The 14,002-nt window shown below is 59.8% G+C and carries 11 protein-coding genes; 6 read left to right on the forward strand and 5 right to left on the reverse strand.

The features are described 5' to 3' along the window. The first annotated feature begins 444 nt into the window (after window positions 1-444). From EAO39_RS14410 to EAO39_RS14430, 5 genes are all read left to right on the forward strand, one after another. A complete protein-coding gene (locus EAO39_RS14410) occupies window positions 445-1,347 on the forward strand; it encodes a glutamate ABC transporter substrate-binding protein (protein ID WP_120968451.1) in 903 nt (300 codons plus the stop codon). Window positions 1,348-1,350: 3 nt separating this feature from the next. Next, a complete protein-coding gene (locus tag EAO39_RS14415; protein WP_120968453.1) occupies window positions 1,351-2,013 on the forward strand; it encodes an ABC transporter permease subunit in 663 nt (220 codons plus the stop codon). Then, window positions 2,010-2,810 carry an amino acid ABC transporter permease gene (locus tag EAO39_RS14420; RefSeq protein WP_120968455.1) on the forward strand — a complete coding sequence of 267 codons (801 nt, stop codon included), beginning with the start codon at window positions 2,010-2,012 and terminating at the stop codon, window positions 2,808-2,810. Before EAO39_RS14415 ends, EAO39_RS14420 begins: the two co-directional genes overlap by 4 nt. 331 nt (window positions 2,811-3,141) lie before the next feature. Beyond that, window positions 3,142-4,191 carry an NAD(P)-dependent alcohol dehydrogenase gene (locus EAO39_RS14425; protein ID WP_120968457.1) on the forward strand — a complete coding sequence of 350 codons (1,050 nt, stop codon included), beginning with the start codon at window positions 3,142-3,144 and terminating at the stop codon, window positions 4,189-4,191. A gap of 441 nt (window positions 4,192-4,632) precedes the next feature. Further along, complete coding sequence (locus EAO39_RS14430; RefSeq protein ID WP_120971129.1) at window positions 4,633-6,474, forward strand: potassium transporter Kup; 1,842 nt, start codon at window positions 4,633-4,635, stop codon at window positions 6,472-6,474. 155 nt (window positions 6,475-6,629) lie between these two features. Here the strand turns inward: EAO39_RS14430 and EAO39_RS14435 are convergent, their stop codons facing one another. Then, window positions 6,630-6,938 carry an EthD family reductase gene (locus EAO39_RS14435; RefSeq protein WP_120968459.1) on the reverse strand — a complete coding sequence of 103 codons (309 nt, stop codon included), beginning with the start codon at window positions 6,936-6,938 and terminating at the stop codon, window positions 6,630-6,632. A 302-nt stretch (window positions 6,939-7,240) separates the two neighbouring features. Continuing rightward, window positions 7,241-7,894, reverse strand: a complete 654-nt coding sequence (locus EAO39_RS14445; protein WP_120968461.1) for a flavin reductase family protein — start codon at window positions 7,892-7,894, stop codon at window positions 7,241-7,243. A 296-nt stretch (window positions 7,895-8,190) separates the two neighbouring features. On the opposite strand from EAO39_RS14445, the gene EAO39_RS14450 reads away from it, so the two are divergent. Next, a complete protein-coding gene (locus EAO39_RS14450) occupies window positions 8,191-9,213 on the forward strand; it encodes an ABC transporter substrate-binding protein (RefSeq protein ID WP_120968463.1) in 1,023 nt (340 codons plus the stop codon). A gap of 115 nt (window positions 9,214-9,328) precedes the next feature. Here EAO39_RS14450 and EAO39_RS14455 read toward each other — a convergent pair whose 3' ends face one another. The 3 genes from EAO39_RS14455 to EAO39_RS14465 form a co-directional block, all read right to left on the reverse strand. After that, on the reverse strand, window positions 9,329-11,827 hold the full coding sequence (locus EAO39_RS14455) for a TonB-dependent receptor (RefSeq protein ID WP_240467013.1): 2,499 nt from the start codon (window positions 11,825-11,827) through the stop codon (window positions 9,329-9,331). A 184-nt stretch (window positions 11,828-12,011) separates the two neighbouring features. Continuing rightward, window positions 12,012-12,305, reverse strand: a complete 294-nt coding sequence (locus tag EAO39_RS14460) for a DUF3325 domain-containing protein (RefSeq protein ID WP_120968465.1) — start codon at window positions 12,303-12,305, stop codon at window positions 12,012-12,014. Next, on the reverse strand, window positions 12,302-14,002 hold the full coding sequence (locus EAO39_RS14465) for a PepSY-associated TM helix domain-containing protein (protein WP_120968467.1): 1,701 nt from the start codon (window positions 14,000-14,002) through the stop codon (window positions 12,302-12,304). The genes EAO39_RS14460 and EAO39_RS14465 overlap by 4 nt, the downstream gene beginning before the upstream one ends.

Raw genomic sequence — 14,002 nt, forward strand, 5'->3', positions numbered from 1 at the left:
TGCGGGCGCCCTGCCCGAACGGCAGCTTTTGCCCACCGTGGCAGAACTGGACATTCTGCCCAAGCGCTGATCTTTAAAGCTGGCCGCACTGCCATAGTGCGCCAGCGTCATTGCGTCTGGCAGCACCAGACTGAGACTGGGCAGTAGATGCAACCGACGTATTGCGCCACCCACCGCCAATGAGAAATCCCAGTGACTTATAGATTCAGCTGGGCCTTTAGGGAAGGGATTAACAGCTGGTCATGACCGACCCTCGGCCGGTTCAGCCTCTCGAATGCACCGTCGGAAAGCGGGGGGCAGTGCCAAACGCCGAGCTGTGGCGGCGACTGCCATGAACCGCAGAAGCGGCTGTATTGTGTGCACAATGATGGCTCGGACGAGCGGCTCGGTCATCCCATGGCTGCTTTATATTGATTCGCACCACAGACCATTCAAGAAGACCGCATGTCGATCAAATTCATTCTGAAATCCACCGTGGCGACACTGACGATCGTGACCGGTGGCTCGCTTTTCGCACAAGGCACGCCCATCAATACAGCAGCGTATGACGCTCTGGTCGCGCAGGGCCCAGTCGCCAGCGCAGCGACCATTGCCTCAAGCACTTGGGCCAGCAAGATCAAGCAGGCCGGCACGCTACGCCTGGGCAGCACGCAAACCTCGAATCTTTTCTCGCTGCTCAACGAGAAAGACGGCAAGATCCGCGGCTTTGACATAGGTCTGGCCCAACTGATCACTCGCTACATCCTGGGCGACGGAGCCAAGTACCAGTTCACACAGGTAACCTCGTCCACACGCGAGCAGGTGCTGATCAACGATCAGGTGGACATGGTGTTCGCCACCTACTCCATCACACCCGCTCGGGCCGAGAAGATCTCGTTTGCAGGGCCCTACTACACCTCGCAGTCCGGGGTGCTCGTCAAGGCGAACAACAAGACGATCCAGTCATACAACGACCTGGCTGCCAAGAAGGTAGCCACACAGGCTGGCTCCACGGGACCCGCGATCCTCGCCCAGTACGCGCCCAAGGGGATCGTGCAAGAGTTTCAGACGCACCAGGAAGCCCTCGACGCCCTGCGTCAGGGGCGCGTGGACGCCTACGTGACCGATTACACGCTGCTGCTCAACGCACTGAGCCTTGGCGCCAGCAACGCGCGTCTGGCGGGTGCGCCATTCGGTGCGCAGGACTCCTACGGCGTAGGGCTGCCCAAGGGCTCGGACGGTGTCGCTTTTATCAATGCCTTCCTGAAGAAGCTGGAAGCCGACGGTACCTGGGCCAAACTTTGGACTGTCTCCATAGGACAGCGCACCGGCAGCACCGTCGTTCCGACACCACCCGCCCTCCCTTAAACGATGGGCGAGGTTTCCAGGCTTTTGGCCGACCATGGGCCTGCCTTCTGGCAGGCCCTCTTGCTGACATGGAAGCTCACGATGGCGTCGTTCGTGCCCGGGTTCTTGCTGGGCATGGTTGTGACGGTGCTTAGACTGCTCCCGCTGCCGCCGCTGCGCTTCACTCTGACTGTTTACGTCGAGATCTTCCGCAACATTCCCAGCGTGGCACTGCTGATCTTTATTGTGTTCGCGCTACCCGACCTCAACGTCGTGATTGACTATGAGCCCAGCGTGATCCTGACGCTGACGTTGGTCTGCTCCGCGTTTACGGCGGACTACCTGCGCTCGGGCATCAACACGATTCCCGGCAGCCAAATTGAAGCCGCACTCAGCTTGGGCATGCGGCCGGTGCAAGTTATTTCCAACGTGGTGCTGCCGCAGGCGCTGCGCTCGGTGGTGCAGCCTATGACCTCGCTGCTCATTGCACTGATGTTGTCAACCTCGCTGGCGTCACAGGTGCCGCTCCCGGGCCGGGAACTTACAGCGCTCGTGTCCAAAATCGCCAATGACTCCGCTGTCGGCATTGCCGCGTTCGCGGTGGCTGCCACCATGTATGTGGCGACTGGCTTGCTCATCGCCTGGGCCGGATCCATTCTGGAAAAGAAAGTGCGGATACTGCGATGAGCCGCTCTCTGGAAGACATTCTGTTTGCTGCGCCAAGCCCCAAGGCCCAGACCGTCACTCGGGTGGCGAGCGTGATGGCGGCGGCCGTGCTGCTCCTGCTGGCGGCGGGTATCGTGCTCCAGTTCCACACCTCTGGGCAGCTCGAAGCCCCCTTCTGGGAATTCTTCGCCTGGCCTACGACTTGGGCCTTTCTGGCCAAAGGCCTGCTCGGCACGCTGGCATCTGCAGCAACGGCCGCCGTCATTGCACTGACCTTGGGGCTGCTGCTGTTGCTGGGGCGCCTGGCGCCGTCGCGGCTTGTGCGTTGGCCCAGCATTGCGGTCATCGAGTTCCTGCGTGGCACGCCGACACTGCTGCTCATCTATGTGTGCTTTCTGGTGCTTCCGTCGGTCGGACTGAAGTTGAGCACCTACTGGATGCTGACCTTGCCCATTGGCCTGAGTACCGCCGCCGTAGTGGCCGAGGTCTATCGCGCAGGCGTGCTCGCCGTCCCCCGCGGCCAGACCGATGCTGCGCGCAGCCTGGGGATGAGCGAATCTCAGGTTTTTTTCTCCATCGTCTTTCCCCAGGCTGTTCGCTACATTGTCCCGGCGCTGGTTGCACAACTGGTCATCGTGGTCAAGGACACCACCTTCGGTTATGTCGTCACCTATGGTGAACTCATGCAAAACGCCAAGGTGCTCATCGCGAACTACCACTCGCTGGTACCTGTGTACCTCGTCGTAGCGGCGCTTTACTGCCTCGTGAATTACGCTATATCAAGAGCAAGCAAACGACTCGGCAGGCCGGTGCACTGACAGCCGTAGTCTGTTCACATGTAGATGACACGGTGCACGGACAAAAGGAGAAAGTGCAGAGGGGCAGTCCAGTGACTTCTGAGCGCTTGCATGAAGCCACCCAAATGCTGGCCGCTCACGTTGACTCTCACGCTGCATGAACTAGCCAGTGCGGAATTGGGCCGACAGCTAGAAAGCCTGCTTTCCGATAGGTAGAGTGTGTTGAACGACCAATTTGAGTTCGCTGAACCCAAACCCAATACGTTTCTAAGATGTTTGTCTGAGGCTTGCTGGAAATATTCCAAACCCAGCGCCCTGTGACGCGTTCCGACCACCCAAAAAGGAAACTGCCATGATCGTCAAAGCCTACGGTGCCCATACCGCCGACAAGCCGCTGGAATCGCTGGATATCACCCGGCGTGTACCCGGTGTGCATGACGTACAGATCGACATTGCTTTCTGCGGTGTATGCCACTCCGATATTCATCAGGTCCGTTCCGAATGGGCAGGAACCTTGTACCCCTGTGTGCCAGGCCATGAGATCGTGGGCCGTGTCTCTGCAGTCGGTGCCCATGTATCGAATTTCAAGCCCGGCGACTTGGTCGGCGTCGGCTGCATTGTCGACAGTTGTCAGCACTGCTCCGATTGCAACGACGGCCTGGAGAACTACTGCGACCACATGGTTGGTACCTACAACGGTCCAACCGCTGATGCACCTGGTCACACGCTGGGCGGCTATTCCCAGCAAGTCGTCGTGCATGAACGCTATGTGCTTCGCGTGCGCCATCCTGAGGAGCAACTCGCTGCAGTAGCTCCCTTGCTCTGCGCAGGCATCACCACCTATTCGCCGTTGCGTCACTGGAATGTGGGAGCAGGCCATAAGGTTGGAATCGTGGGAATTGGCGGTTTGGGACACATGGGGATCAAACTGGCACACGCGATGGGTGCTCATGTGGTGGCATTCACGACTTCCGAGTCCAAGCGTGAAGATGCCAAAGCCTTGGGAGCAGATGAAGTCGTTGTCTCACGCAATACCCGCGAGATGGCTGCGCATTCCAAGAGCCTGGACTTCATCCTCAACACTGTGGCGGCACCACATGACCTGGATGCGTTCTTTGCCTTGCTCAAACGCGACGGTACGATGACCTTGGTGGGCGCGCCAGCGACGCCACATCCGTCGCCCAACGTATTCAATCTGATCATGAAGCGCCGCAGTCTTGCCGGCTCCATGATTGGAGGCATTCCAGAAACTCAGGAAATGCTCGATTTTTGCGCTGAGCACAGCATCGTCGCAGACATTGAAATGATCCGCGCCGACGAAATCAACCAGGCCTATGAACGCATGCTCAAGGGCAATGTGAAGTACCGATTCGTCATCGACAACGCCAGCCTCTCGTCGTAATCTGGCCTCCTTGATCGAGGTTGCAGTGCATGCACCGGACCCATAGCAGAACATCAGTCATGGGCGATTGTGGCGGGTGTATGTTTTTCAAGTTTCCGGCTCAAGAAGTGCAGCGGACGTTCGGCCGGGGGCGAGTCAGATGGCAACTGCTTCAGATCAATATAGTTCCGCCACCTGGGCAATACACATTTTTCATCCTCCATGTGATGTGTTGCTAAACCTGCAGCGTGACGCATAGGCAAGGTGCGACGGTATACATGCCATACTGCTGGAACCAAAATCCGCTTGCCATGACCCGCTCATTTATTGGGTGCATGCGATGTCGATTCATTCACGAGAGTTGCAATGAATATGTCTGTGTCCGAAGCTTCCGAGATCCGTGGCAGTGACAACAGGAGGGCCCCGGTCCGGCATGGTGCCAGCAGTCAGAGCGCGCTCACCCTGGCGGCTTTGGGGGTGGTATTTGGCGACATAGGCACCAGCCCGCTTTACGCATTCAAGGAGGCTTTTGCCGGCACGCATGCCATGGCTGTATCGCCCGAGAATGTGCTAGCGACGCTATCGGCCTTGTTTTGGGCTGTCATCATTATCGTGGCGATCAAGTATGTGTGGGTCGTTCTGAGCTACGACAACGATGGTGAAGGCGGTGTACTGGCGTTGACGGCGTTGGCCCATCGTAGGAGTCAGGATCGCTCGCGCCGCTCCAAGCTGGTGGTCAGCGCCGGTGTTTTTGCAGCCGCTCTTTTTTATGGCGATGCCATTATTACGCCTGCCATTTCAGTGCTCTCGGCGGTAGAGGGCATCAGCATTGCGACTCCCGATTTTGAGCACTACATTGTGCCTATCACCATCGGCATCCTGATCGGACTGTTTTCCATACAGATGAAGGGCACTGGCATTGTGGGGCGTTTTTTTGGCCCAATCACCATCCTGTGGTTTATCTGCCTAGCATGGCTGGGAGGGCACAGCATCATCCAAACGCCCATGGTCTTGCAGGCGGTGAATCCTTTGCACGCCTTGCGGTTTGCCGTGGATCACCCGGGTATGGCCTTTTTTCTGCTGTCGGCCGTGTTTTTGGCGATGACTGGAGCAGAGGCCTTATATGCCGATATGGGGCACTTTGGCGAAAAGGCGGTGCGCTTGGGCTGGTATGGCCTGGTGTTTCCCAGCCTGATGATCAACTACTTTGGCCAGGGTGCCTTGATCCTGAGAGATGCCTCTGCCGCGAGCAATCCATTTTTTCTGCTCGCCTCATCGTCGCTGTTGATTCCCTTGGTCGTGCTGGCTACCGCGGCCACCGTGATTGCATCGCAGGCCACAATTTCTGGCGCTTACTCCATGACGCTGCAAGCCAGTCGCCTCGGTTATCTGCCCCGTGTACGGGTGCTGCATACCTCGGACCAAGAGCAAGGACAGATCTATATTCCCAGTGTGAACTGGCTGATGTTGCTGGCAGTGATTGCACTGGTGCTGGCCTTCAAGTCTTCGGGCGCGCTTGCAGCGGCTTATGGCATTGCGGTGTCCGGCACCATGATCATCACCACGGTGCTGGTGTTCTATGTGGTGCGACTAGGAACGCGGCGCTGGAAAGGCATCACATTGCTGGCGTTGACTTGCTTTGCCGTGCTGGAGTTTGGATTTTTTGCTTCCAACCTCACCAAGCTCGAGCAAGGTGGTTGGTTTCCACTCACGATTGGCACACTGATTTTTATTGCACTCACCACTTGGCGCGACGGCAGCCTGTTGGTGGCAGAGCACCGGTGCAAGATCGATATTCCGGTGAGCGAACTACTGGCCTCTCCCATGCCGCAAGTGCCCGTGGTGTCGGGCACGGCGGTGTATCTAACATCCGATATCAGTCTGGTACCTAGTGCGCTTTTTCACAATCTCAAGCACTTCAAGGTCATGCACGAGCACACGGTGTTCCTGCATGTGGTCAATGAAAATACGCCTTATGTGCAACAGGCAGAGCGTATACAAATCAAACGTTTGGCCGAAGGTTTGTGGGCGCTGAATGTCCATTTCGGCTTTCGCGAGCAACCCGATATCCCGGTGGCCCTGCAGCTTTTGAAACCCGATAATTTCGGAAAAAAACCCAACCTTGATCCGATGGTCACCAGCTACTTTGTGGCCCGCGTTCAGATTGTGGATGGGCCCGGAGGACTGTCTGCTTGGCGTTGCGCCATTTTTGGCTGGATGACACGGCAGGCTGCAGGCGCGGCAACCTATTACAAACTACCGGCCAACCAAGTGGTGGAGCTGGGTACCCAGGTAGTGCTTTAGTGTAGGCGCGCTCCTTCGCATCAAAAAGCACGAAGTACCCGAAGGCTCTCGCTAGAAGCGCGACAGGGATAGGCCACGACGCTTGTCGCTGATGCTGCTACAGGCTTCTGCTCGCCATGTCCGCTTGAGCGACAGATTAAAGAGAGGTGGCTGCTCTAGATGGAGCGCTGGTTGATGATCAGTAGTTCGGCCCCGCCATCTGCGAAGTTGGCCAGGTCTGCTGCAGTTCGCTGCCCTTCCTGAGACGCAAATGCCGCCTGAAGCGCATCCATGGAATCAAATGTGAGCGTAGCAACCAGGTGATAGGAAGAGGCACCCTGTGGCGTTGCTACGGGCCCTTCACTGACTTCATAGCCCGTGATGCCAGGAATGGTCTTGGCAATAGGAACATGGGTGTTGAAGTAGTAGTCGTTGAACGCAACCGGATTATTTGGTTTGCGGTAAAGGACGATAAGCTTGGCCATGGTGCTCTCCCGTGATCGCTCCGAAACTATAGCTGCTGCCTCGCGTAATGTATTCCGCAAAATTTGAAGAATAAGTTGAACGATGCAGGATATTCCCGGTACGGCCTCCCCCTGAGCGTGACTTGCAATCAGGGATGGAGCCTGATGAACTGTGTACCCGCCCGCAGGACACCATGGATTTTGGAGCATCGCAGACCGCTTTGCACAATGATGGCCAGCACCCACACCAGCCCAGCCCAGCCCAGCCCAGCCCAGCCCAGCCCAGCCCAGCCCAGCCCAGCAAAAATTGAAAACACGGAGCGCTACATCTCGTCAATGGCGGTGCTGGCCTCGGTGCTCAATGCGGGCGCCCTTCCCTCATGCGCTTCAATGGCAAAGCGGTCGCGACAGTTGACATAGAAGCTGGCGCCAAAACGCCCCACGGGAAAAAACTCCTGCAGTCGCACACGCCATGTCTCGGTATCCACCAGGCCTTCGCGCACGGCCAGCCATTGCACGCGGCCTATGAAGACATAGCGGCTTTCGGTTTCCAGCGTCTCGTGCAGCACGCACTCGAAAGCCACCGGCGCCTGGGCAATGCGCGGCGGCTGCACGCTTTGCGAAGGAGTGGCGGTCAGGCCGGTGTGCAGCAGCTCGCTGTGCTCGGGCGGCAGGCGATCGCCACAGCGGTGCATGGCGGCCGCCATGGCTTCGTCGGTGATATGCACCACAAACTCGCCGGTGCGCAAGATATTGGTGGCCGTGTCCTTTTGCGCTGCATCCTGCAGCTTGTTGACGCTGAGCATCACCACCGGCGGGTCCTCACCCATCATGTTGAACATGCTGAAAGGCGCGGCATTCACCGTGCCATCGGCGCCCAAGGTGGTCACCAGAGCAATCGGGCGCGGCACGATCAGGCTGGCCATCAGCTTGTAGCGGGCATAGGTGTCCAGTTGCGAAAAATCAATCTCCGTCATTGCAGTCTCTCTTTGCCCTTGAGGCAGATTTGATATGGATTCGATAGCACGCTGCGCAATCCGCAGCTGGGCGCAATCCATGCAGATTTGCAATATTCATGCCCGGAGCAAGCCGCAGGCTGGGCGACTAGTCTCTGCACCATCCCACGCCCTCCATGCACCAGGGCCGCGCAACGCCGGCTGGCGCGCACCGGTGCAGTGCGGCCCCGAAGTCCAGCCACTTTGTATACACATTGGCACCGATCTTGCGGACAGGGTTGCAGTCCCGTTTGCCACCCATCAAGTAAGGAGCCTCCATGCAAAAACGTTTTTTCCTGCAAACCGCTGTAGCGGCCATTGCCCTGAGCTGGGGCGCCGCCCATGCGGCAGATACGCCGCTCAAGTTCCAGCTGGACTGGCGCTTTGAAGGCCCGGCCGCCCTGTTTGTTCACCCCGAACAAAAAGGCTTATTCAAGCAAGCCGGTCTGGACGTGAACGTGGAAGCGGCCAGCGGTGCCGGCGCCATCCAGCGCGTGGCCTCGGGCACACACGACCTGGGCTTTGCCGATCTGGCAGCTTTGATGGAGTTTCACGCCAACAACCCCGACGCGCCCATCAAGCCCGTGGCCATCATGGTGATCTACAACACCACACCGGCCTCGGTGATGGCGCTCAAGAAATCGGGCATCAGCAAGGCCGCCGACCTAGCCGGCAAGAAGCTGGGCGCTCCCATCTTTGACGCCGGCCGCCGCACCTTCCCCATTTTTGCGCAGGCCAATGGCGTGGGCGAGGTGCAGTGGAGCACCATGGAACCCCAGCTACGCGAAACCATGCTGGCGCGCGGCGATCTGGATGCCGTGACCGGCTACACCTTCACCAGCCTGCTCAATCTGGAGGCCCGCGGCGTCAAGCGCGAAGACGTGGTGGTGCTGCCTTATGCCACGCACGGTGTGCAGCTGTACGGCAATGTGATCATTGCCAGCCCCAAGTTGATTGCCGAAAAGCCCGAGGCCGTACGCACCTTCCTCAAGGCCTTTGCCAAAGGCGCCAAGGAAGCCATGGCCAGCCCCGAAACAGCCATCGCCTCGATGAAGGCCAAGGATGGTCTGGTCAATGTGCCGCTGGAGGTCAAGCGCCTGAAGTTGACGATTGAAACCGCCATCGACAGCCCAGGCGCCCGTGCCGAAGGCTTTGGCCAGCTGCGAGCCGAACGCCTGCAGACCATGGCCGAGCAGGTAGCCAAGGCCTATGCCACCAAGAACCCCGTGCCGGCTCGTGCCGTGTGGAACGGCAGCTTCTTGCCCACCGTGGCAGAGCTGGACATTCTGCCCAAGCGCTGATCCCGCATCGCCGCGGTGCGCCGGCGTCATTGTCACTGGCGACAGCAGCCTTGGCATAAGGGATGCCAAACGTCTCATAGACATTCAGCATCTTCTTGCGCTACACGCTTGAAACTCAGAAGCGGTAGCGCGCCGTCACCAGCACATTGCGCGGATCGCCATACACGCCCGTGCCGTAGGATCCCAGGCCCGGCATATACGTCTTGTCGAACAGATTGTTCACGTTGATCGACATCGACCAGTGCTTGTCCAGTTCATAGCGCGCCATCAGACCCGCGACCGCATAGGAAGGCTGGGTGGCACGCCAGTATGGGGCGCCGGGTTGCTGGTAATAGGTTTGGCTTTGCCAGGTGAGGTTGCCGCCCACCGTCCAGCGCGACCAGTCGCCGCCCAGGCGGTAGGTCGTGCCCAGCTTCAGCAGGTGACGGGGCTGGTTGGTGTTCACCGCAGGTGTGACCACGTCAGGCTGTGCCGGCGCCTTGGAAGTGCGATAGGTATAGCCCCCGAACACGTTCCAGCCCGGCGAGATGCTGCCGGACATCTCGGCCTCCAGGCCCTTGCTGGTGATGCCGTCGATGGCGGTGTAGATCTCTTCCCCGCTGGCGCCGTTGATGCCCTGGTACTGCGCCGCGTTCCTTTGCTTGATGTGGAACAGCGCCACGCTGGTGTGGAGCTGGCCGTCCAGCAGCTCGCCCTTCACGCCAACTTCTTTGCTCAGCCCTGTCAGCGGCGACAAGGGATTGCCGCCTGCATCCTTGTAGTAGGTCTGCGGGTTGAAGATATTGGTCACGCTGCCGTACACCGACCACTGCGGGTTCAGGTCATAGACCAGGCCTGCATAAGGCGTGAGCTTGCGGTTCACCTGCAGGTCGTTGTTCAGGCTGGTCTTGCCCGTAGCCAGCGCCGTGTTGGTGTCCATCATGTCGTACCAGCTGGCGCGGGCACCCAGAATGACCGACAGATCGTCCGTGGGCCGCAGGCGGGTGGCTGCCGACAGGCCTTTTTCCAGCACCACGATGTCGCGGTCAGCGTTGCGCGCGAACGTGGGCTGGGCGATGTTGCCGTCCCAGGCAAAGTAATTGGGGATGTTCGTCCAGACCGTGTTCGACATCTGCGCAGCCCGGTGCTGGCGCGAATAGCCCGCACCCAGCATCACATCGTGCGTACGGCCCAGCAGCTGGAACTTGCCGCTCAGCGCGGCGTTGAAGGTGTTGGCGTCGGTCTGCGTGGGAATGGTGCCCGCGATCATGCGAATGCCTGCGCCCGTCACCCGGTTCACGGTGCCGTTATAGGCCGCACCGTAGACCACATCGCGCGACTGCGTGAGGTGGCTGGCCGAAGCATCCAGCACCCAACCACCACCAAAGTCATGCTTGAGGTTGGCAAACAGGTTGCGGCTGTCATTGTTCCAGTAGGACCAGCGCGCAGCCGGGTTGACCGAGCGGCTGAAATCGGTGCGAGAACCATCGCTGTAGAACAGCGGCAGGTGGCCAAAAGTGGAGCCATCGGCCTTGGATTGCATGTAGTCAAAGCCCAGGCTCAGCAAAGTGTTGGGCGTGAGATCGGCCTCGACAATGGCGTAGAAATTGCGCGTGTCCCGGCTGTAATAGTTCACGTTGGACTCGGCATTCTGGCCGGCCACCACAACACGACCTCGTACCGAGCCCGTTGCATTCAGGGAGCCCGAGACATCCACCGTCGAGCGGTAGCGATTCCAGGAACCCGCCCCCAGCTCCACCGAGGCGGCAAAGTCCTTGGTCGGTTTTTTGCGCACCAGGTTGACCACGGCCGAGGGGTTGCCCGCACCGGTCAGCAGGCCGGTAGCGCCTTTGACGACCTCTACGCGCTCATAAATGGCGCTGTCGGCCAGCGAGGTGGTGTACTGGTTGGCCGAGTCCATGGTGTTGGGCACACCGTCGAACTGGAAGTTCTCGATGGTGAAACCACGCGAATAAAAGGTGTAGCGCTCGCTATCGTTGCGGCCCACGGTGATGCCGGGGGTTTTCTCCAGCACATCGGGCACGGCGGTTAGCGCCATATCGTCCATTAGCTGTCGCGTGACCACACTGACGGACTGGGGCGTCTCGCGCAGGCTCAAGCCCAAGCGCGTGGCCGTCGTTACCGGTCCGGTAGGCGTGTACGCGCCCTCGGCCACCACCGGACGCTCTGCAGCCGCCGTCACGGTAACGGCGGCCATCTCCGTTTCACCGGCAGCAGTGCCGGCCACAGCCTGGCTTACCTGGGGCACGCGGCGCAGCGCCCAGCCACCGCCGCTTTGGCGCACGGCCTGCCAGTCAGAGCCCTTGAGCAGCGCTGCAAAAACACCTTCCACGCTATAGCTGCCGCGCAGCCCGGCGCTGTTGCGACCAGAGGTCTGCTCGGGTGTAAAGATCAGCGCCACACCGGCCTGACCGGCGGCACTGCGCAAGGCGGAATCCAGGGCCCCGGCCGGGATGTCGTAGCTGCGTTGTTCCAGCGCCTGAGCGTGAGCCGCCGCTCCAGCCAGCGGCAGTGCGGCGACGGTGCCGGCACACAAAGCCCAATGCACGGCACGGGCCAACAGGGTGGGCGCAAAAACGCGGCGCACGGGCCGCTGAGGTTTTTGAAGATACATGGTGTTGAACAGTCTTTGAATCCGATGGCAATGAATGAAAGCTCTCGGAAACAAAGAAGCCTGAGGAATCAAATCGGGTCAGGTCCGATTGAAAATAATTTCTAACACTCTTAAAACAATAGCAATATGCGCTTTACGCATAAGCACTACGACGCAAAAAGACTGAAAATACAGCCAACCTCCGCTACATCGCCCGTCGCGGCCATATGCCAACCAACAGGGTGCTAGTGAAGGCGCCCAGAGAAAGCCAGCCCAGCCAAGCCACCACGCCGACAGAGGTACCCCATCCAACAAGGCAGACGAGCAAGCAAGCCGCCAGCAGCAGCGCACCTGCCGTTCGCAACACATAGCGGTGCAGCCGGGGCTGCGTCATATTCCCCGTGAGCTGTTGGTAATGACGCTCCATGGCAAAGGCCAGCGCAGTCATGCCCGTCCAGGCCAGTGCCCATGCCGCCAAAGCAGCTTGCAACATGCTCATGCTTCTATCTCCTTCGCCTTCTGGGCGCCTGATCCGCTCCATCTGTTCGGTCGCTCGGCGATTGCGGGACGGTGCAGCAGACTGCGGCAGGCCAGAGCCGCCGCCAGCCCCAAGACCACGATACATAGCTCCAATCCTGCGCTTTCCCAGTCGCCACGCCGAATTTGCGCGGCCAATTGGTCGCCCACCGTGACCCAGTTCAACACCGGCAGCAGCAAGCACAGTGCGGCCAGAGCGGCCAGTTGCTCTTTCCAGGCCGAGGAAGTCGATCTGCACAGAGCGTGGGCTAAGGCCAGCAGCCACAGGCCAAAAAACACCGCCAGTTCCCAGTCGCGGCGGTGGGCCAGTTCGACGGGGATCAGACGGTTGCCCCACAGATAGCCGACACAGGCCAGCATCAAGCCGGCAATCGCCGCCACATTCAGGCTTTCAATCAAACCGTAAACACCTGCCGTGGCCGCACCGAACTCCCCTTCGTGCTTGGAGCGGCGCTTGACCATGAACAAGATGGCACCGCTTGCCACCATGGCGCTACCGGCCAGGCCGCAAAAAAAGTACAGCCACTTCAGCGCCCAACCGCCAAACTTGACCTTGTGCAGCCCCGTCATCGCCGACTGCGCCAGGGCCGCGCGACCGCCCCCCACCGCACCCGGCTGGCGCACCTGCAGCACTTCACCCGTTGCGACAGAGAACATGGCCATGCCGCTGGCGGCACTCAGACGATGTAGCAGTTCGTCCTCCGCATTCCAGCCATAGACGCTGATGCGCGCTGCAGCGTCGCCCGGATCGTCGATCACCACCGCACGTACAGGTTGGCCCATGAGTTGCTGCCCGCGCAAGGCGAAGGACTCCAGATCAGGCACGGCCATGGCAACACCCGAGCGCGCTGGCTTGCCCGGATCTTCCAGAGCCTGCTGGTAGGCCAGTTCACCAGCAGAGCCTGCCCCGAAGAAGGTCAGCACGCCGCTGGGCATAAAGCTCAGGGCCGAAATCATGATGCCGGTATAGGCAATCATCAGCTGAAAAGGCAGAGTCAGCACCCCGACGGCGTTGTGCGCATCCAGCCAGCTGCGCTGACCCTTGCGTGGGCGGAAGGTGAAAAAATCCTGAAAAATGCGCCGATGCGTGATGACGCCGCTGACCAGCGCCACCAGCATGGCGAGCGCCGCAATGCCCACCACCCACAGACCCAGCTTGCCCGCATGCAGCTGGTAGTGAAACTCCACAAAATGGCGCCCGCCCTGCGTGCTGCGGGCTTTGGACTTGACCGGAGCCAAGACATCCCCCGTCACCGGGTCCAGGCTGGCTTCGGCATATTCGCGCCGGCTGTCATACCAGTAGGCGATCAGAGGGCCTGCCCCTTCGGCATTGGCCGGCCATAGCTCCCACATCTTCGCGCCGGGATGCTGTTTTTGCATGTAAGCCAACCCGAATGCCAGACGCTGCGCTAGTTCAGCCCTGCGGATGTCATTGCCTTGCGGGCCTGCCTTGTGCTCAGCTTCCTCGGCAGCCTCTTCGGCATGGTGCTCGGGCGTCATCCAGTGGGTAATCGGCTCTCTGAACACGGCCAATGTGCCAGTCAGCAAAATGGCAAACAGCAACCACGACACCCACAATCCGCACCATGTGTGCAGCCAGGCCTGAGCCTGGCGCATGCCGCCCTGCGCAGCGCCACTGGTATTTTTCGTTCGCGCCAT

The organism is Comamonas sp. lk (genome assembly GCF_900564145.1).
Taxonomy (GTDB): Bacteria; Pseudomonadota; Gammaproteobacteria; order Burkholderiales; family Burkholderiaceae_C; genus Comamonas.

Excerpts from the sequence above, each read along its gene's own strand:
- EAO39_RS14445 (WP_120968461.1), bottom strand. The coding sequence starts at position 7,894 with ATGACGGAGATTGATTTTTCGCAACTGGACACCTATGCCCGCTACAAG.
- EAO39_RS14425 (WP_120968457.1), top strand. The coding sequence starts at position 3,142 with ATGATCGTCAAAGCCTACGGTGCCCATACCGCCGACAAGCCGCTGGAA.
- EAO39_RS14410 (WP_120968451.1), top strand. The coding sequence starts at position 445 with ATGTCGATCAAATTCATTCTGAAATCCACCGTGGCGACACTGACGATC.
- EAO39_RS14450 (WP_120968463.1), top strand. The coding sequence starts at position 8,191 with ATGCAAAAACGTTTTTTCCTGCAAACCGCTGTAGCGGCCATTGCCCTG.
- EAO39_RS14420 (WP_120968455.1), top strand. The coding sequence starts at position 2,010 with ATGAGCCGCTCTCTGGAAGACATTCTGTTTGCTGCGCCAAGCCCCAAG.
- EAO39_RS14415 (WP_120968453.1), top strand. The coding sequence starts at position 1,351 with ATGGGCGAGGTTTCCAGGCTTTTGGCCGACCATGGGCCTGCCTTCTGG.
- EAO39_RS14465 (WP_120968467.1), bottom strand. The coding sequence starts at position 14,002 with ATGGCGCGAACGAAAAATACCAGTGGCGCTGCGCAGGGCGGCATGCGC.
- EAO39_RS14435 (WP_120968459.1), bottom strand. The coding sequence starts at position 6,938 with ATGGCCAAGCTTATCGTCCTTTACCGCAAACCAAATAATCCGGTTGCG.
- EAO39_RS14460 (WP_120968465.1), bottom strand. The coding sequence starts at position 12,305 with ATGAGCATGTTGCAAGCTGCTTTGGCGGCATGGGCACTGGCCTGGACG.
- EAO39_RS14455 (WP_240467013.1), bottom strand. The coding sequence starts at position 11,827 with ATGTATCTTCAAAAACCTCAGCGGCCCGTGCGCCGCGTTTTTGCGCCC.